The following is an 18057-nucleotide window of genomic DNA, read 5'->3' on the forward strand; positions in this document are numbered from 1 at the left end:
TCGCGGACTCCTCGCGCGGCGGCGATGCCGTGGACTGCCTCGTGGAGCAGTCGTTCGAAGGACAGCTCGCCGCCGCAGGCGGACGACGACTCTCCCCGGCGCGAGGACCGCGCCGGGGCCTTCGTCGGGACCGGTGGAGGCGGGGCGGATTCCGGGCGGAACCCGGCCGCCGCGCCGTTCCGGGCCCGGCTCAGCTCTCCGTACCGGCCCCGCCCAGCCCGTCGTACCCGCCGGAGTCCTCGGCCGCCGCCTCCGCGTCGGCGGCCTCGACCTCCTCGCGGGTGACCCCCAGCAGATAGAGCACGGTGTCGAGGAACGGCACGTTCACCGCCGTATGGGCGGCCTCCCGCACCATCGGCTTGGCGTTGAACGCCACCCCGAGACCGGCCGCGTTCAGCATGTCCAGGTCATTGGCGCCGTCGCCGATCGCCACGGTCTGCGCCAGCGGCACCCCGGCCTCCGCCGCGAACCGCCGCAGCAGCCGGGCCTTGCCCGCCCGGTCCACGATCTCCCCGGTGACCCGGCCCGTCAGCCACCCGTCCACGATCTCCAGCGTGTTGGCCGAGGCGAAGTCCAGCCCGAGCCGCTCCTTCAGATCGTCCGTCACCTGGGTGAAGCCACCGGAGACCACGCCCACCTGGAAGCCGAGCCGCTTCAGCGTACGGATCAGGGTCCGCGCGCCCGGCGTCAGCCGCACCTCGGCCCTGACCTTCTCCACCACCGACGCGTCGAGCCCCTCCAGCAGCGCCACCCGGGCGTGCAGCGACTGCTCGAAGTCCAGCTCGCCCCGCATCGCGGCGGCCGTCACCTCGGCGACCCGCTCCTCGCACCCGGCGTGCGCCGCGAACAGCTCGATGACCTCGTCCTGGATCAGGGTCGAGTCCACATCCATCACCACCAGCCGCTGCGCCCGGCGGTGCAGTCCGGCCGAGACCACGGCCACATCGACCCCGATCTCCGCCGACTCGGTCGCCAGCGCAGTCCGCAGCGCCTCGGTGCCGACGCCCGACACCGCGAACTCCACCGCCGTCACCGGATACTTGGCCAGCCGGAAGATCCGGTCGATGTTCCCCCCGGTACCGGTGATCGTGGCGGCTATGGCCGCGGTGGCCTCCGCCGTCAGCGGATGGCCGAGAACGGTGACATGGGAGCGCCCGACACCACGCGGCCGGTTGTCGCCCGTGCCCGAGATGATCTCGGCCTGGAGCTTCAGGGACTCCGCCCAGCTGTGGACGGTGGCCCGCAGATCGCCCTCGTCGGCCCCGGCCGTGGTCGGCGCCGTGACCAGGGCGCACAGCACCAGGCGCCCCCGGGAGACGACCTGCTCGATATCGACGACGTCGACCGCGTAGGCGGCGAGGGTGTCGAACAGACCGGCGGTGATCCCCGGCCTGTCCTTCCCGAAGATCTTGACCAGAAGGGTACGTACATCGGAATTCTGCGAAGCGCTCATGGTGGTCCCACCGTAACCGCGAAACGTCACTGCGAGCCGCCGTGTCCCGGTTGCTGGACACCGTTCACCGGTCGTCCGGGGGCCGTCGCAGATAGGGGTTGGTCCCCGGATTCGGCGGCCGGTACGGGGGCGCTGGATCGTACGGGCCCTCGCCGGAATTCCCCGTACCGTACGGTCCCGATTCCGGTCCTGCTCCCGTACCGTACGGCCCCGCCTCCCGCCCGGCGGGTCCGTACGGGTCCACCGGGCCGGGCGCGCCACCCGGCGGTACGGGCTCCGCGACCAGCCGGGCCCGGCCCCGCCGCCCCGCCGCGTACACCAGCAGCGCCCCCGCTCCGCCCGCGCCCGCGCCCCACACCGCGCCCAGCGCCGCCGCCCATCCCGGACGGCCCTCCACCGCGATCCCGGCGCCGAACGCGTCGAAACCCAGCAGCGACAGCGACGCCCCCACCGACACCTCCGTCAGCCGGACCAGCAGCGGCAGCGCCACCGCCGACAGAGCCCCCAGCCACAGCGCGCACCGGACGGCATAGGCGGCCGCGCCCCGCCCGGCGAACGGGGTACGGGCCGCCGCCAGCACCCCCGCGTGCAGCATCAGCACCGCCGCGGCCACCGCCAGCAGCCAGACCCGGGAGTCCAGCTCGGCCAGCCGGGCCACGGTCGCGGGCTCACCGTCCGCCCCCCGGAAGAACTCGTCCAGCGGATCCGGCAGCGCGGCCCTGGCCAGCGCGCCGTCCGCCCGTCCGTCGACCGGCACGAAGAGCCCGAGGGGCACCCCCAGCCACACCCCGTTGGGCGCCCCCAGCAGGGCCGACCCCGCGATCAGCCGGGGATGCTCGTCGCCGACGGCCGCGTACCCCGCCGCCGCGTACCCGGCGACCACGGCCCCCAGCAGTACCGAGACCAGCGCCGACGCCGCCGGCCGCGCCCGGTCGTGCCACCGGCCGACGGTGCCGGGCAGCGCCGCCCGGCCCGCCACCAGGGCGATCAGCAGTACCCCCGCCACCCACACCAGCGCGCCCGGGACCGAGTCCGCGGCCTCCACCCGGAAGCCGACCGCCGCCCGGGCGTCCACCAGCTCGGCCAGCCGGCCGGGCAGCCGCCCCGCCGAGTCCCCGAGCCGCCGCCCCAGGTCGCCCAGCCCGTCCGGGAGGCGCAACCCGCCCGGATCCCACCGCCCGCCGGGTCCCGTGCCGCCGCCGTCACCACCGCCGTCCGGTACGAGTCGTTCGCCGTCGAAGGTCACCACGTCCCGGCCCGCCCGGGCCAGGCCCGCCGTCGTTGCCGTGAACAGCAGCGCCACCGTGCCCGCCCGGGCCGCCAGCTCCCGCCACGACACCGCGCCGGCCCGCCGCAAGGACCGCAGGAAGACCACCGCCAGCGGCAGCGCGCCCGCCAGCGCCACCCCCAGCGGGGCGATGCCGAGACTCGTCCCGGCCTCGGCACCGGTCAGCCCGAAGAGGGACACATCGCCCGCCGGGACCACCGAACCGCCCACCGCGAGCACCACCACGGCGGCGGTCATCGGACCGAGCCGCCCCTCGGCGTCCGCGTTCAGCAACCGGAGCCCCAGCGCGGCGGCCCCGGCCATGGCGACGAACGCCCAGCCGACGGCGGCCAGGGCGCAGAGCAGTACATCGGCCCAGGGGAGCGCCCGCCCGGCGGGCCGCCGCCCGGTCCGTCCGTACCCGGGCCCTCCCCGGCCGCCGGAACCGTCCGTGCCCGCCACGAGTGCCCTCCCCGGGTCCCTTCCGGCTCCCCGGCCGCCGGACCGGCGCCCGGCCGTCCCGCACCCGGCGGCGCGCGAGGACGCGGCACGGGGGAGCGCGGGGGAGCGTTGGACGCCTACCACTGTCGGGCCGGACCCCCCGGGCGTCAACCGGCCCCGTACGCCTGGCCGTCCGGGCCCGCGGCGAGCCCGGTTTCCTTCTCCGGTGCCCCGCCTGAAATAGTTCCCCCCGATATTCGCCATCCCTAGACTCCCTGGCACGGGGGTAATTCGGGGGACAACTAGTGGGGCATGGAGTGCGGGAACTCGTACTGGAATGGAATGGAAGGTCCTGGCCGCTCGATCCGGCCAGGACGTACACCCTGGGGCGGGATCCGCAGGGGGACGTGGTCTTCGACGACGGCCGGGTGTCCTGGCGGCATGCCAGCATCAGGTGGGGCGGACACGGCTGGATCATCGAGGACCACGGCAGCACCAACGGCACCTACGCGGAGGGGCACCGGATCCAGCAGACCGATCTCGGGGCCGGTGCGGTGGTCCGGCTGGGGAACGCCACCGACGGTCCGCTGCTGACACTCACGGCGCCGCCGCAGGCCGCCGTACCCGCGCAGCCGCAGGCGTACGCCCGGCCCCCGGCCCCGGCTCAGGCCCAAGCCCCGGCTCAGGCGCCGACGGCACCGGCCCCGGGCGTCCCGGGCCACGGCGCCCCGCCGCCCGCTCAGGGCGCGCCCGCCCCGCACGGCTGGCCGGGACAACCCGGCCACCAGCACATATCCCAGCAGCCGCAGCAGGCACACCCGCAGCAGCCGTCACCGCACGTCCCCGCCCAGCACGCCCCGCCCGGCCCCGGCGCCGGTCACCAGGGTCACGCGCAGGGACACGTTCCCGGCCAGGCGCAGGGACACGGCCAGGGACCGCACGCCGACCGCAGCCCCACCACCTTCCACCAGCTGGCCCTGGGCCGGGTGATGCGGATCGGCCGCGCGCTGGAGAACGAACTCGTCGTCTCCGACCTCCAGGTCTCCCGCCACCACGCCGAGTTCACCGCCGCGCCCGACGGCCGCTTCCAACTCCGCGACCTGGGCTCCCACAACGGCACCTATGTCAACGGCCAGCCGATGGCCAAGTCCGCCACGGTCGTCATCGGCCCGCAGGACATCGTCGGCATCGGCCACTCCACCTTCCGGGTCGTCGGCGACCGGCTGGAGGAGTTCGTCGACACCGGTGAGGTCTCCTTCTCGGCCCGCCAGCTCACCGTCACCGTCGACGGCGGCAAGCAGATCCTCCGCGACGTCTCCTTCGGCGTCCCCGAGAAGTCGCTGGTCGCCGTGATCGGCCCGTCGGGCTCCGGCAAGTCGACCCTGCTCAAGGCCCTCACCGGCTACCGCCCCGCCAACGAGGGCGAGGTCCTCTACGACCAGCGCAGCCTCTACAAGCAGTTCGCCGAGCTGCGCCAGCGGATCGGGCTCGTACCGCAGGACGACATCCTGCACAAGGAGCTGACCGTACGGAAGGCGCTCCGGTACGCCGCCAAGCTCCGCTTCCCCGGCGACACCGCGACCGCCGAGCGCGAGGCCAGGATCGACGAGGTGCTGCGCGAGCTGAAGCTCGACATCCACCGCGACAAGAAGATCACGGCGCTCTCCGGCGGCCAGCGCAAGCGGGTCTCCGTCGCCCTCGAACTGCTCACCAAGCCGTCCCTGATCTTCCTCGACGAGCCGACCTCCGGCCTCGACCCGGGCATGGACCGCGATGTGATGCAGCTGCTGCGCGGCCTCGCCGACGACGGCCGTACCGTCCTGGTGGTCACCCACTCGGTCGCCGAGCTGGGCCTCTGCGACAAGCTGCTGGTGATGGCGCCCGGCGGCTCCGTCGCCTACTTCGGCCCGCCGGACGAGGCACTCAACTTCTTCGGCTACGACACCTGGGCCGATGTCTTCTCCGCCTTCGAGAACTACCGGGACTACGACTGGGCGGGCCGCTGGCGCGGCTCCCAGCACTACCGGCTCTACGCCGCCGACGCCGATCAGGCCGCCGCCCCGGCCCAGGCCCCGCAGGCCGCGCCCCGGCAGATCCGGCCGCCGAAGCCGCAGAGCTGGGGCGCCCAGCTCTTCACCCTGATCCGCCGCTATCTCTCCGTCATCGGCTCCGACAAGGGCTTCATGGGGCTGATGGTGATCCTGCCGGCCGTCCTCGGGTTCGTGAGTGTGGTCATCCCGGCCAAGTTCGGCCTGGCCGCCCCGGACGACGGCAAGACCCCGTTCAACGGCGACGCGGGCACGATCATGCTGATCCTCGCGGTCGGCATGTGCTTCTCCGGGGCGGCGAACTCGGTCCGTGAGCTGATCAAGGAACGGGTGATCTACGAACGCGAACGGGCGACCGGACTGTCACGCTCCGCGTATCTGATGTCCAAGGTGATCGTCCTCGGCATGATCACCGCCCTCCAGGGCGTGATCATCTGCGGGATCGGCTTCGCCACCCGCGAGTTGCCCGCCGAGGGCCTGATCCTGCCGCCCGCCGTCGAGATGTGCCTGGTGATCATCGCCCTGGGCTTCACCTCGATGATGTTCGGCCTGGTGATCTCGGCCCTGGTCAAGACGGCCGAGAAGACCATGCCGCTGCTGGTCATGTTCGCCATCGTGCAGGTCGTCTTCACCGGTGTGCTGTTCAAGATCTACGGCTCGCCCGGCCTGGAGCAGTTCGCGTATCTGATGCCCTCGCGCTGGGCCATCGCGGGCGTCGGCGCCACCCTCGACCTCGGGCGGCTGATGCCGCCCTGGGACGCCAAGAACCCCGGGGACACCGATCCGCTCTGGGAGAACACCGTCGCCCAGTGGGGGACCAACATCGGGATCCTGCTCGCCATCGGCGTGGTCTGCGGCCTCGCGGTCGCCCGGCTGCTGCGCCGCCACGAGCCGGAGGTCATGCGCAAGTAGCCCGGCCCGGCACCATCACGGACCGGAAGGGCGGCACCCGCGCGGGGTGCCGCCCTTCCGGCGTCCGAAGAGGTCCGTCGTCGGCTCAGTAGGCGCCGAAGACGTTGTCGATCGAGCCGTAGCGGTCGGCGGCGTAGTTGGCCGCGGCCACGATGTTGGCGACCGGGTGGTACAGGTCGAACGGGGTGCCCTTGACGTGGTACGTGTTGAAGGTCGGCTGGATGACCTGCAGCAGACCCTTCGAGGGGATGCCGTTCCGGGCGTTGATGTCCCAGTTGTTGATCGCCTGCGGGTTACCGCTGGACTCCCGCATGATGTTGCGGTGCAGCCCGTGGTACGAACCCGGGATGTCGTGCTTGTCCATGATGTCGAGCGCCTCGCGGATCCAGCCGTCGAGGTTGTTCGCGTACACCTTGGGCTTGGCGGCGGGCTTGGCGGCCGAAGCGGCGACCGAACGGGTCGCGGCCTGCGACTCGGCGGCCCGCTTCTTCGCGGCGTTCGCGGCGGCGGCCTTCTTGGCGGCGGCGTCGGCCGCGGCCTTCTTCAGCGCGGCGTCGGCAGCGGCGGCGGCGTCGGCCTCGACCTTGACGGCCTGCTTCACGGCCGCCTCGACCTGGGCGTCGAAACCGTTCTTCTGGGCCTCCAGGCCCGTCGTCAGCACCGCGGCCTGGACGGCCTCGGACCGGTCGGCCACGGCGGCGGCCGAAACGGCGGCCGGGACCTGCGCGGGGGCGGCCTCGGCCTTGGTGGCACCACCGGGCACGAGGGAGAGGGTGACAGCTGCGGCGCCGGCGGTGGCGATACCGGCGATCGAGACCTTGCGGGCCTTGGTCATACGGATGCTGGACGCGGACATACAGGCGTACCTCTTCGGTCGGGGATATTGCCGCCCGAGAACTGCATTCGGGCCGGAGCGGTTGCTTCGCTCCACGGCGGGGCGGCAACGAGAAGCAATTCTTAGCTGCGGCAAAAACCCCTGGCAATCATGTGACGTACGACCCCGGATAGTGGATCGCCTTGCCGCGATAACTGCCTCTCACCCGACACGACCCCGCTCACGAGGTCTTTATCCGCCTACTAACGAAATTCGTAAGTGACCTGCGCCCTATGCCAGGGCTCACACCCGACCCCCGCCGATCTCACCATCAGTTGCACCAGCAATTCGATGAGTCATTGCCCTCCGGGACCCGGGGGCGCGGTGCGCCGGAGAAAGCGGCGCCGGGCCCCCATTGCCGAAGGCACAGGGGGGCGGAACCGTGCGAGCGACCGCGTACGGCCCCCGGCACCCCGCCCCCGCCCCCGCAACGGATCAGAGCAGCGACCGCGCCCCGTACCGCCCGCTCACCGGCCGCTCGTCCAGCAGCCGCAGAAACGCCGGTGCCACGGACTCCGGCGTCGGCCGGTACTCGCCGTCCTCCGCCGGAACCGCCGCCGTATGCAGATCGGTGTCCATATCGCCCGGATCCACCGCCCACACCCGCAGCCCCGGCTCCTCCACCGCCAGCACCGCCGCCAGGTGGTCCAGCGCCGCCTTCGCCGCCCCGTAGCAGCCCCAGGTCTCGTACGGCTCCGCCCCCGCCTCGGAGCTGATCGTCACCACCGTGCCCGCCGCCGACGCCCGCAGCAGCGGCAGCGCCTCCTGCACCAGCCCCAGCGCCGCCACCACATTCACCTCCAGCGCCTGCCGCAGCCCCGCGAGCGGATGCTCCTCCAGCCGGACCAGCGGCTCGGCCCCCAGCACACTCGCATTGCTCACCAGCAGATCGAGACCGCCCAGCTCCCCGGCCGCCGCCACCAGGGCCGCCCGGTGCGCCCCGTCCGTGACATCTCCCGGTACGGCCACCACCCGCGTCCCGTAAGCCGCCGCCTCACGCGCCGTGGCCGTGAGCACGCTCCCGGTCCTCGCCCCCAGCACCAGATCCCAGCCCCGGGCCGCCAGCGCGAGCCCCAGCGCCCGCCCGAGCCCCTTGGAACCACCCGTGATCACCGCTACCGGCATATCGGCACCCCTTTCCACTTCCGCTTCCGCCGGCCCGCCGCCCGCTCCCCGCCCGCGGGACGCCCGCCCGGCACCCGTACGCGTCACGCGCCGACGCCGCCACCGTAGAAACCGCCCCGCGCCCCGCGCCTCGTCCGCCGGACCCCACCCGGGAAGGCCCTTCGACCTAGGCCCACGGCCCTAATCACCCGCCGTCCCCGGCCCGATACCGGCCCCGTTCCCCGCCGGTACGGTGAACACATGAGTCACCGAACCGGCGCGGGCCTCGCCGCCGTGAGCACCGCACTCCTCGCGATGAGCAGACATCTGGAGGTCCGCGACGTCCTCAAGACGATCGTCGCCTCCGCCCGCGAACTGCTCGACGCCGAGTACGCGGCCCTCGGCGTCCCCGACGACCACGGCGGCTTCGCCCAGTTCGTCGTCGACGGCGTCAGCGACGCCCAGTGGAAGGCCATCGGCCCGCTGCCCCGGCAGCACGGCGTACTCGCCGCCATGCTCCGCGACGCCCGTACGGAACGGCTCGCCGACGTCCGCGAGGACCCCCGCTTCGGCGGCTGGCCCGCCGCCCACCCCGATATGAAGGACTTCCTCGGCCTCCCCATCAAGGACGGCGACGAGACCATCGGCGCCCTCTTCCTCGCCAACAAGAAGTGCCCCCGCACCGACGGCGGCTGCGGCTTCACCGAGGACGACGAGGAACTGCTGTCGATCCTCGCCCAGCACGCCGCGATCGCCCTCACCAACGCCCGGCTCTACGAACGCAGCCGCGAGCTGACCATCTCCGAGGAACGCTCCCGCCTCGCCCACGAGCTGCACGACGCCGTCAGCCAGAAGCTCTTCTCCCTCCGGCTGACCGCCCAGGCCGCCACCGCCCTCGTCGACCGCGACCCCGTCCGGGCCAAGGACGAGATGCACCAGGTCGCCGCCCTCGCCGCCGAGGCCGCCGACGAACTGCGCGCCGCCGTGGTGGAGCTGCGCCCCGCCGCCCTCGACGAGGACGGTCTCGTCAACACCCTGCGGACCCAGATCCAGGTACTCGACCGCGCCCACAGCGCCCGGGTCACCTTCGACACCGGCGGACTGAAGGCCCTGCCCGCCGCACAGGAGGAGGCCCTGCTGCGGGTCGCCCAGGAAGCCCTCCACAACGCGCTGCGGCACTCCGCGGCCGACAAGGTCGACGTCACCCTCACCCGGCGCGGCGCCGGAGCCGTCCTCAGCGTCACCGACAACGGCAAGGGGTTCGACCCCCGTACGGTCCGCCGGGCGGGCCGCCACCTCGGACTCGTCTCCATGCGCGACCGGGCGAGCGGCGTCGGCGGCCGGCTCCGGGTCCGCTCCACGCCCGGCCAGGGCACCACGATCGAAATGGAGGTCCCCGGTGGGTGACCGTATTCGCGTACTGCTCGTCGACGACCATCAGGTCGTCCGCCGCGGACTCCGTACTTTCCTGGAGGTCCAGGACGACATCGAGGTCGTCGGCGAGGCCGGTGACGGCGACGAGGGCGTCGCCCGGGCCGAGGAGCTGCGGCCGGACGTCGTCCTGATGGACGTCAAGATGCCCGGCACCGACGGCATCGAGGCCCTGCGCAGACTGCGCGAGGCGGCCAACCCGGCCCGGGTCCTGATCGTCACCAGCTTCACCGAACAGCGGACCGTCGTCCCCGCCCTGCGCGCCGGGGCCTCCGGCTACGTCTACAAGGACATCGACCCCGACGCGCTGGCCGGAGCCATCCGCTCCGTCCACGCCGGACACGTCCTCCTCCAGCCCGAGGTCGCCGGGGCCCTGCTCTCCCAGGACGACCCGGCCACCGGCACCGGCCGCGGCGGCACGCTCACCGAACGGGAACGCGAGGTCCTCGGCCTGATCGCGGACGGCCGCTCCAACCGGGAGATCGCCCGGGCCCTCGTCCTGTCGGAGAAGACGGTGAAGACCCATGTCTCCAACATCCTGATGAAGCTCGACCTCGCCGACCGCACGCAGGCCGCGCTCTGGGCCGTACGCCACGGCCTCACCAACTGACCCGGCCCGCCACCGCCGCGCCCCGAACCGGCTCGGGTCGCCGGGTTCCCGGGCAGCCGAAGATTCATACCGTCGGATGAATGTCACCCGGACGGCGCAACCCCCGCGCCGTCCGGCCGTTCTCCAGGACGTGCCGCGGCGACCCCGCCGCGGCCGTCGTCCAGGAGGAAGACCCACGTGAAGAACCTGAAGAAGGCCGCCGCTCTCACCATGATCACCGGCAGCCTGGTCGCCGCGGGCGCCGGTGTCGCCGCGGCCCACACCGGCGGCGGTGCCCACGCCGGTGGCCACGCCGTCAACTCCCCGGGTGTCGCCTCCGGCAATGTGGTTCAGGTCCCGGTCCACATCCCGGTGAACGCCTCGGGCAACTCGGTGAATGTGATCGGCGTGCTCAACCCCGTCTTCGGCAACGCCGCCTTCAACGGCTGACCCCCACCCGCCGGAGGGGGCCCCACCACCCCCTCCGGCCGGGAACCCCGGCCGTACGGCACCCCTGACACCGCCGTACGGCCGCTCGCGGCGCCCCCGGCCGTCCGTACCGACGGCCGTACTGCGCGTCCGGCGATCTCAGCGCCCCCGCTCCAGCTCCTCCACATAGGCGTTGTACGCGGCCACCCGCGCCCGCCGCGCCACCCGCTCCACCGGCCGCAGCGCCTCGCCCCGCGCCGCCATCTCCGACGCGCTCACCGCGCCCCCGTGCCCGCTCGTCAGCGCCAGGGTCACCAGCGACCCCACCCGGCCCGCCAGCTCCAGGACCCGGACCGCGCGCGGCGGATACCCCGGCGCCAGTGCCGCCGTCCCCGCCTCCGCCCGCGCCCGGTAGGCGTCGATCGCCGCCTCGGCCGCCGGACCCGACGCCGCGACGTCCAGCCGGGACAGCACCAGCGTCGCCTCCCGCAGCCCCTCCGCCAGCTCCCGCTCCGCCTCGCCGAGCGACGGTACGTCCGCCGGATGCGCCTCCCGGACCGGCAGGCACTCCCAGACGACCTCCACATGACGGTCCCCCGCGGGCCCGGCCCCGGACACCTCGGGCACCAGCCCGTACGGCGCCCCGAACCCGACCGCCGCCTCCGCCGCCGCCAGCGCCCGCGCGTTGAACTCGGCCGGTCCGCTCAGCCCCAGCGGATGCCCCGGCACCGGCAGGGCCACCCGCCAGCCGGTCACCCCGAGCCCCCGCAGCCGCCCCAGGGCCAGCGTCAGCCCCACCGGACCCGGCTCACCGGGCAGCCCGCGGACCCGGTGCACGGCGTCGTCACCGGTGATCGCCCCCGCCGCGTCGTCCGGCGACACCCGGCCCGCCAGCAGGGCGTTGCCCCACATCGCCAGCCGTCCTGAACGTGGTTCCGAAGGATCCGAGATCATCCCCCCACCTTAGGCAGACCCGGCCCCCGGGAAACCCGCCCGGACCGTCCCGCCCCGGCCGACGGCGACCCGGCCGGGACCCGGGAACGGACCGGGGGACGGGGAAGCCCGGCAGGTGGCGTAGATTTCTTCGAGGGGGCTGCCCGCAGGCGTCGGGCCCCCGGACACCTCAACACGATTGCATGGGGAGACAACGCGCTCATGAGCGATGTACTGGAGCTGGTGGACGTATCCGTGGTCCGCGACGGACGCGCTCTGGTGGACGACGTCTCCTGGTCGGTCAAGGAAGGCGAGCGCTGGATCATCCTCGGCCCCAACGGCGCCGGGAAGACCACCCTCCTCAACCTGGCCTCCAGCTATCTCTACCCCACCACGGGCACCGTCCGGATCCTCGACGAACGCCTCGGCGCCGTGGACGTCTTCGAACTCCGCCCCCGGATCGGTATCGCCGGTATCGCCATGGCGGAGAAGCTCCCCAAGCGCCAGACCGTCCTCCAGACCGTCCTCACCGCCGCCTACGGCATGACCGCCACCTGGCGCGAGGACTACGACCAGGTCGACGAGGACCGCGCCCGCGCCTTCCTCGACCGGCTCGGCATGACCGAGTACCTGGACCGCAAGTTCGGCACCCTCTCCGAGGGCGAGCGCAAGCGCACCCTGATCGCCCGCGCCATGATGACCGACCCCGAGCTGCTCCTCCTCGACGAGCCCGCCGCCGGTCTCGACCTCGGCGGCCGCGAGGATCTCGTACGCCGCCTCGGCCGGCTCGCCCGCGACCCGTACGCCCCCTCCATGATCATGGTCACCCACCATGTCGAGGAGATCGCTCCCGGCTTCACCCACGTCCTGATGATCCGCCAGGGCAAGGTACTGGCCGCCGGTCCCATCGAGATGGAACTGACCTCCCGCAACCTCTCCCGCTGCTTCGGCCTTCCGCTCGTCGTCGAGCGCCGCGGCGACCGCTGGACCGCCCACGGACTTCCGCTGGGCTGACCGCCGCCCTCGCCCTCTGTCCCGAGCCGGGCCGCCGACCTACCATGACCATGTGGAAATCGACGCATGGGTGTGGTGGCTGATCGCGGCGGTCGGACTGGGTATCCCCCTGGTCCTCACGGCGATGCCGGAGTTCGGGATGTTCGCGGCGGGCGCGGTCGTCGCCGCCGTCGTGGCGGCGCTCGGAGGCGGGGTCGTCCTCCAAGTCCTCGTCTTCGTCGTGGTGTCCGTGGCACTAGTCGCCGTGGTCCGGCCGATCGCCGCCCGACATCGCTCCCAAGCCTCCGGGTTCACCAGCGGAGTCGACGCCCTGAAAGGACGTCAGGCCGTGGTCGTCGAACGGGTGGACGGCAACGGCGGCCGGATCAAACTCGCGGGCGAGGTGTGGTCCGCCCGGCCCCTCGACCCCGAGCAGAGCTACGAACCCGGCCGCCAGGTCGACGTGGTAGAGATCGACGGCGCGACCGCCGTGGTCATCTGACCGGAACGGCGCGCATGACCGCCCGTCATCTGGGAAACTCGATCATCATCACACCATCATCCGGCAGCGAAGGGCACGGGGAAACGCGATGCAACCGATCATCATCGTCCTGATCATTCTGGTGGTGCTGGTCTTCATCGCCCTGATCAAGACGATCCAGGTCATCCCGCAGGCCAGCGCGGCGATCGTCGAACGGTTCGGCCGCTACACCCGCACCCTCAACGCGGGCCTCAACATCGTCGTCCCGTTCATCGACTCGATCCGCAACCGCATCGACCTCCGGGAACAGGTCGTCCCCTTCCCGCCCCAGCCGGTGATCACCCAGGACAACCTGGTCGTCAACATCGACACGGTCATCTACTACCAGGTCACCGACGCCCGGGCCGCTACCTACGAGGTCGCCAGCTACATTCAGGCCATTGAGCAGCTCACCGTCACCACCCTGCGGAACATCATCGGCGGCATGGACCTGGAGCGCACCCTCACCTCCCGCGAGGAGATCAACGCGGCGCTCCGCGGTGTCCTCGACGAGGCCACCGGCAAGTGGGGCATCCGGGTCAACCGCGTCGAGCTGAAGGCCATCGAGCCGCCCACCTCCATCCAGGACTCGATGGAGAAGCAGATGCGCGCCGACCGCGACAAGCGGGCCGCGATCCTCACCGCCGAGGGCATCCGGCAGTCCCAGATCCTCACCGCCGAGGGCGAGAAGCAGTCCGCGATCCTCCGCGCCGAGGGTGAGGCCAAGGCCGCCGCCCTGCGCGCCGAGGGCGAGGCCCAGGCGATCCGTACCGTCTTCGAGTCCATCCACGCGGGCGACCCGGACCAGAAGCTCCTCTCGTACCAGTACCTCCAGATGCTTCCGAAGATCGCCGAGGGCGACGCCAACAAGCTCTGGATCGTGCCCAGCGAGATCGGCGACGCCCTCAAGGGCCTCTCCGGCGCCTTCGGCAACCTCGGCGGCGGCGTCCCCGGCTTCAACACCGGCGGCAACGGCAACGGCAGCGGCACCGAACGACGCGAAGTGCCCCCCGTCGACTGATCACCCACCCCGTCCGGCATGATCGGTGCCCAGCGCACCGATCATGCAGGGGGCACCATGACCATCTGGGAGATGCTCGCCGTCTTCGCCGCGGGCATCGGCGCGGGCACCATCAACACCATCGTCGGATCCGGCACCCTGATCACCTTCCCGGTCCTCCTCGGCGTCGGGCTCCCCCCGGTCACCGCCACCGTCTCCAACGGCCTCGGCCTGGTCGCCGGATCCATCAGCGGAGCCATCGGCTACCGGGACGAACTCACCGGACAGCGGGCCCGCGTCCTCAGGCTCTCCGCCGTCGCGGCGGTCGGCGGAGTCGCCGGAGCGGCCCTGCTGCTCACCCTCCCCAGTACCGCCTTCGAGACCATCGTCCCGGTCCTGGTCACCCTCGCCCTGGTCCTGGTGATCCTCCAGCCCCGGATCTCCCGCGCCGTCCAGCGCCGCCGGGAGAAGACCGGCACCACCCCCCACCCCGACGGCGGCCCCCTCCTCCTCGCCGGGCTGCTGGCGGCCAGCGTCTACGGCGGCTACTTCACCGCCGCCCAGGGCATCATCTACATGGCCCTGATGGGCATGCTGATCGACGACACCCTCCAGCGCCTCAACGCCACCAAGAACATCCTCGCCGCCGTCGTCAACAGCGTCGCCGCGATCTTCTTCCTCTTCGCCGCCGACTTCGACTGGACCGCCGTCCTCCTGATCGCCGTCGGCTCCACCATCGGCGGCCAGATCGGCGCCAGGACGGGCCGCCGGCTCTCACCCACCGTGCTCCGCGCCCTCATCGTCGTCGTCGGCACCGTCGCCCTGGTCCAGCTGCTGATCCAGCGGTACGGCTGACGCCCCGATCCCGCTGCTCCGGTACGGGAAAGGCCCGCCCCTCCCGGGAACGGGCCTCCTTCGACGTCTCGTACGCGCCTACGCCGCCGGGCGCTCGGCGGCCCGCAGCCACTCCGGCAGCTCGGACCGCTCACCGGCCCGCAGCGACAGCAGCATCGCGTCCGCCGGGGACGGCACGAACGGCTGGTGCAGCATCGGCATCCCCGCCTCCTCCGGCGTACGGTCGGCCTTGCGGTGATTGTCCTCCGCACACGACGCGACCGTGTTCAGCCAGCTGTCCGCACCGCCGTGGGACCGCGGCACCACATGGTCCACGGTCGTGGCACGCCTACCGCAGTACGCGCACCGGTGCTGGTCCCTGACCAGCACGCCCCGCCTCGACCACGGGGCCTGTCTTCGGAACGGCACCCGGACGTAGCGGCAGAGCCTGATCACCCGGGGCACCGGAAGGTCGACCGTCGCGCCGCGGACCCGGAGACCGGGGTGGGCCTGTTCGACGACGGCCTTGTCCTGCAGGACCAGAACCACCGCGCGATTCAGTGACACCGTCGACAGTGGTTCGAAGCTCGCGTTGAGTACCAGCGTGTCCCGCATCGTCCCCCACCTCCGTTCACCGGCCCGGCCTCCGCGGGCCCGGGGATGGATCAACTCTGGCCGGACGCGCCGTAATGAACAACGCAATATCCGAACCGCCGGACCAACGACACCACCGGACAGAAAAACTGCCCTGTCCTGATCTCTCCACGACCAGGACAGGGCAAACAAGAAACGAACGGTCAGTGCGACCGCGATCGGACCACGAACCTCAGCCGTCGGCCGAAACCTCGTACTCACCGATCAGCTGGGCCCGGCCCAGCGCGTGGAAGCGGAGATGGAATCCGACCACCGCGGGCGACGCGTCGGCATCCGGACCCAGTTGCTCGGTGTCGACCGCGTACACCGTGAAGACATAGCGGTGCGGCCCGTCACCCGCCGGGGGAGCGGCCCCGCCGAACTCCTTCGAGCCGTAGTCGTTACGGACGTGCACCGCGCCCTCCGGCAGCCCCGGGAACGCCCCGCCGCCCGCACCCGCCGGCAGTTCGGTCACCGACACCGGGATGTCGAAGACCACCCAGTGCCAGAACCCGCTCCCGGTCGGCGCGTCCGGGTCGAAACAGGTCACGGCGAAACTCTTCGTCCCGGCCGGGTGCCCCTCCCAGCGCAGCTGAGGCGAGGTGTTCCCCTCCGCGTACACCTGGGCGGAGCCCAGCACCGCACCAGGCGCCAGATCGTCGCTCACCACCGTGAACGACGCCACCTCGGGATGAAAGTCATGCGGCAGGGGAGCCCGCTGCTGCTCGGTCACGTCTGAACCTCCGATTCGCTGTCGGCTTGGAGCCCCGACCCTAGGGTCTTTCAGAACCAGTTGCGCCGACCGCCGACTTCGGTCAGCCACTGGTCGAGATAGGCCGTCCAGTCCTTCGAGGCGAAGTCGTGGTGACCGACCCTGAACGCCTTGTACGAATCGCTGCCGTCGGTGAAGAGCCCCGGCTTCTTGTCCATCTCCAGGATCACGTCCATCTCCCGGTCGTCGGCGACGAACGTCAGCTCCACCTGGCTCAGCCCCCGGTAGCGCTCCGGGGCGAAGAACTCGATCTCCTGGTAGAACGGCAGCAGCTGCCGGGTGTTCCGGATCCGGCCCCGCTCCATGTCGGCGCTCTTGAACCGGAAGCCGAGCTGCCCGAAGGCGTCGATGATCGCCAGCTGCGACGGCAGCGGATGCACCCGGACCGGGTCCAGATCGCCCGAGTCCACCGCCCGCGCGATCTCCAGCTCCGTCCGCACTCCGATGTCCATGCCGCGGATCGGCTGTCCGCCGATCGTGGTGACCGGCGTCTCCCACGGGATGTGCAGACCGAACGGCACCACATGGACCGCCCCCGCCTGCACCTCGAACTCACCGCCGAGCCGCTGCTTCACGAACTCGAGGTCCTGCTTGACCTCGTGATCGCCGCTCTCCACCTCGACCCGGGCCTGGAGCCCCACCGACAGCCCCTCGATCCGCTGGGCCACCGAGCCGCCCTGGATCCGCACCTCGCCCCGGACGACACCGCCCGGAACGACGTTCTCCTCGGTGAGCACCGTCTCCACCGAGGCGCCACCGGCGCCGAGGCTCGCGAGCAGCTTCTTGAAGCCCATGTCCTGATCCACTCCTTCGTACGGGTTTGTGCCTCATGGAAACGCCCGGCGGCCCTCCCCGGTTCCACGGGTACCCTCGGACGCCATGATCGAGCCATCCGCCGGGACCCCGGTGCCCCGGGCCTTCCTCGACCGCCCCGTCCTGGAGGTCGCGCCCGACCTCCTCGGCCGCCTCCTGGTCCGCCGGACCGCCGCGGGACCCATCGAACTGCGCATCACCGAGGTCGAGGCGTACGCGGGCGAGCTGGATCCCGGCTCCCATGCCTTCCGCGGCCGGACCCCGCGCAACGAGGTGATGTTCGGCCCGCCCGGTCACGCCTATGTCTACTTCACCTACGGGATGTGGCACTGCCTGAACGTGGTCTGCGGGCCCGAGGGCCGGGCCAGTGGGGTCCTGCTGCGCGCGGGCGAGGTACTGAAGGGCCGGGAGCTGGCCCGGAAACGTCGACTATCGGCCCGAAACGACAAGGAACTGGCCAAAGGCCCGGCCAGGCTCGCCACCGCACTCGATGTGGACCGGGCCCTCAACGGCACGGACCTCTGCTCCGCCGACCGGGGAGCCGACGCACCCCTGTCCCTCTATAGAGGAGAGGCTCCCCCGTCCGACCTGGTACGCAGTGGACCCCGCACCGGAGTCGGCGGCGACGGCGCCCGGCACCCCTGGCGCTTCTGGATCGACGGCGACCCCACGGTGAGCCCCTATCGGGCCCACACCCCCCGCAAGCGGCCGACTTGACTCGTCCATCCCGGACGTCTAACGTATTCCGAGCCGCTTGAGACGGGCCTGCTGTTCAGCACCCCCCGAAGCGGCCATCCACTGCTTACGACGAAGCCCGAACGGGCGCGATTTCGGCATGCCGAAAATCGTTTCGGATGAACTCGATTATGAGTCGCCGAAGAAATCGGCTAACGTAGTGGACACGCCGAAAGGCAAAAAGGCTTCTCCAGTCGGCCGCCCGATCGGAATCCAAGTCCGGAAACGGAATGGGAAAACGGTCTGGTAAGGTTGGAAACGCAAGACCGAAGGGAA

17 protein-coding genes are annotated in these 18057 nt (G+C 71.9%); 9 read left to right on the forward strand and 8 right to left on the reverse strand.

The genetic code is table 11. The features are described 5' to 3' along the window. Positions 1-190: 190 nt before the first annotated feature. On the reverse strand, positions 191-1453 hold the full coding sequence (gene serB, locus AB0G74_RS32930; protein WP_361153981.1) for a phosphoserine phosphatase SerB: 1263 nt from the start codon (positions 1451-1453) through the stop codon (positions 191-193). 64 nt (positions 1454-1517) lie between these two features. After that, positions 1518-3182 (reverse strand): streptophobe family protein, encoded by a 1665-nt coding sequence (locus AB0G74_RS32935; protein WP_361153984.1) that lies wholly within the window; start codon positions 3180-3182, stop codon positions 1518-1520. 296 nt (positions 3183-3478) lie between these two features. Between AB0G74_RS32935 and AB0G74_RS32940 the strand changes: the two genes are divergently transcribed. Then, positions 3479-6121, forward strand: a complete 2643-nt coding sequence (locus AB0G74_RS32940) for an FHA domain-containing protein (RefSeq protein ID WP_361153987.1) — start codon at positions 3479-3481, stop codon at positions 6119-6121. A gap of 85 nt (positions 6122-6206) precedes the next feature. Here the strand turns inward: AB0G74_RS32940 and AB0G74_RS32945 are convergent, their stop codons facing one another. Both AB0G74_RS32945 and AB0G74_RS32950 read right to left on the reverse strand, forming a co-directional pair. Beyond that, entirely contained in the window at positions 6207-6977 is a 771-nt protein-coding gene (locus AB0G74_RS32945; RefSeq protein WP_361153990.1) for a transglycosylase SLT domain-containing protein, read from the reverse strand. Between the two features lie 453 nt (positions 6978-7430). Next, the gene (locus tag AB0G74_RS32950) at positions 7431-8120 is read right to left on the reverse strand and encodes an SDR family oxidoreductase (RefSeq protein WP_361153993.1); all 690 of its coding nucleotides are present in this window, start codon (positions 8118-8120) and stop codon (positions 7431-7433) included. A 240-nt stretch (positions 8121-8360) separates the two neighbouring features. Here AB0G74_RS32950 and AB0G74_RS32955 point away from each other — a divergent pair, with 240 nt between their 5' ends. The 3 genes from AB0G74_RS32955 (at position 8361) to AB0G74_RS32965 (ending at position 10569) form a co-directional block, all read left to right on the forward strand. Next, a complete protein-coding gene (locus AB0G74_RS32955; protein WP_361153996.1) occupies positions 8361-9506 on the forward strand; it encodes a GAF domain-containing sensor histidine kinase in 1146 nt (381 codons plus the stop codon). Continuing rightward, the gene (locus AB0G74_RS32960; protein ID WP_361153999.1) at positions 9499-10140 is read left to right on the forward strand and encodes a response regulator transcription factor; all 642 of its coding nucleotides are present in this window, start codon (positions 9499-9501) and stop codon (positions 10138-10140) included. The genes AB0G74_RS32955 and AB0G74_RS32960 overlap by 8 nt, the downstream gene beginning before the upstream one ends. Positions 10141-10317: 177 nt before the next feature. Then, the gene (locus tag AB0G74_RS32965) at positions 10318-10569 is read left to right on the forward strand and encodes a chaplin (RefSeq protein ID WP_361154002.1); all 252 of its coding nucleotides are present in this window, start codon (positions 10318-10320) and stop codon (positions 10567-10569) included. 138 nt (positions 10570-10707) lie between these two features. Here the strand turns inward: AB0G74_RS32965 and AB0G74_RS32970 are convergent, their stop codons facing one another. Further along, positions 10708-11502 (reverse strand): hypothetical protein, encoded by a 795-nt coding sequence (locus AB0G74_RS32970; protein ID WP_361154005.1) that lies wholly within the window; start codon positions 11500-11502, stop codon positions 10708-10710. A 201-nt stretch (positions 11503-11703) separates the two neighbouring features. On the opposite strand from AB0G74_RS32970, the gene AB0G74_RS32975 reads away from it, so the two are divergent. The 4 genes from AB0G74_RS32975 (at position 11704) to AB0G74_RS32990 (ending at position 14849) form a co-directional block, all read left to right on the forward strand. Beyond that, positions 11704-12495: an ABC transporter ATP-binding protein gene (locus tag AB0G74_RS32975; protein WP_361154008.1), complete on the forward strand. Its 792-nt coding sequence runs from the start codon at positions 11704-11706 to the stop codon at positions 12493-12495. Between the two features lie 52 nt (positions 12496-12547). Next, entirely contained in the window at positions 12548-12976 is a 429-nt protein-coding gene (locus tag AB0G74_RS32980; RefSeq protein ID WP_358826409.1) for an NfeD family protein, read from the forward strand. Between the two features lie 88 nt (positions 12977-13064). Next, positions 13065-14015, forward strand: a complete 951-nt coding sequence (locus tag AB0G74_RS32985) for an SPFH domain-containing protein (protein WP_358826410.1) — start codon at positions 13065-13067, stop codon at positions 14013-14015. Positions 14016-14072: 57 nt separating this feature from the next. Beyond that, positions 14073-14849 (forward strand): sulfite exporter TauE/SafE family protein, encoded by a 777-nt coding sequence (locus tag AB0G74_RS32990; RefSeq protein WP_361154011.1) that lies wholly within the window; start codon positions 14073-14075, stop codon positions 14847-14849. A gap of 78 nt (positions 14850-14927) precedes the next feature. Here AB0G74_RS32990 and AB0G74_RS32995 read toward each other — a convergent pair whose 3' ends face one another. The 3 genes from AB0G74_RS32995 to AB0G74_RS33005 all read right to left on the reverse strand — a co-directional run bounded on the left by AB0G74_RS32995 (position 14928) and on the right by AB0G74_RS33005 (position 17027). After that, on the reverse strand, positions 14928-15443 hold the full coding sequence (locus AB0G74_RS32995) for an HNH endonuclease (RefSeq protein ID WP_361154014.1): 516 nt from the start codon (positions 15441-15443) through the stop codon (positions 14928-14930). A 211-nt stretch (positions 15444-15654) separates the two neighbouring features. Continuing rightward, positions 15655-16194, reverse strand: a complete 540-nt coding sequence (locus AB0G74_RS33000) for a YbhB/YbcL family Raf kinase inhibitor-like protein (protein WP_361154016.1) — start codon at positions 16192-16194, stop codon at positions 15655-15657. 50 nt (positions 16195-16244) lie between these two features. After that, on the reverse strand, positions 16245-17027 hold the full coding sequence (locus tag AB0G74_RS33005; RefSeq protein WP_361154019.1) for a sporulation protein: 783 nt from the start codon (positions 17025-17027) through the stop codon (positions 16245-16247). An 85-nt stretch (positions 17028-17112) separates the two neighbouring features. Between AB0G74_RS33005 and AB0G74_RS33010 the strand changes: the two genes are divergently transcribed. Then, on the forward strand, positions 17113-17763 hold the full coding sequence (locus tag AB0G74_RS33010; RefSeq protein ID WP_361154021.1) for a DNA-3-methyladenine glycosylase: 651 nt from the start codon (positions 17113-17115) through the stop codon (positions 17761-17763). Positions 17764-18057 lie beyond the last annotated feature (294 nt).

The organism is Streptomyces sp. NPDC020875 (assembly GCF_040641415.1).
In the GTDB taxonomy this organism is placed as follows: Bacteria; Actinomycetota; Actinomycetes; order Streptomycetales; family Streptomycetaceae; genus Streptomyces.

Coding starts and splice junctions, on each gene's coding strand:
- serB (WP_361153981.1), bottom strand. CDS start 1,453: ATGAGCGCTTCGCAGAATTCCGATGTACGTACCCTTCTGGTCAAGATC.
- AB0G74_RS32945 (WP_361153990.1), bottom strand. CDS start 6,977: ATGTCCGCGTCCAGCATCCGTATGACCAAGGCCCGCAAGGTCTCGATC.
- AB0G74_RS32950 (WP_361153993.1), bottom strand. CDS start 8,120: ATGCCGGTAGCGGTGATCACGGGTGGTTCCAAGGGGCTCGGGCGGGCG.
- AB0G74_RS32955 (WP_361153996.1), top strand. CDS start 8,361: ATGAGTCACCGAACCGGCGCGGGCCTCGCCGCCGTGAGCACCGCACTC.
- AB0G74_RS32970 (WP_361154005.1), bottom strand. CDS start 11,502: ATGATCTCGGATCCTTCGGAACCACGTTCAGGACGGCTGGCGATGTGG.
- AB0G74_RS32975 (WP_361154008.1), top strand. CDS start 11,704: ATGAGCGATGTACTGGAGCTGGTGGACGTATCCGTGGTCCGCGACGGA.
- AB0G74_RS32985 (WP_358826410.1), top strand. CDS start 13,065: ATGCAACCGATCATCATCGTCCTGATCATTCTGGTGGTGCTGGTCTTC.
- AB0G74_RS32990 (WP_361154011.1), top strand. CDS start 14,073: ATGACCATCTGGGAGATGCTCGCCGTCTTCGCCGCGGGCATCGGCGCG.
- AB0G74_RS32995 (WP_361154014.1), bottom strand. CDS start 15,443: ATGCGGGACACGCTGGTACTCAACGCGAGCTTCGAACCACTGTCGACG.
- AB0G74_RS33005 (WP_361154019.1), bottom strand. CDS start 17,027: ATGGGCTTCAAGAAGCTGCTCGCGAGCCTCGGCGCCGGTGGCGCCTCG.
- AB0G74_RS33010 (WP_361154021.1), top strand. CDS start 17,113: ATGATCGAGCCATCCGCCGGGACCCCGGTGCCCCGGGCCTTCCTCGAC.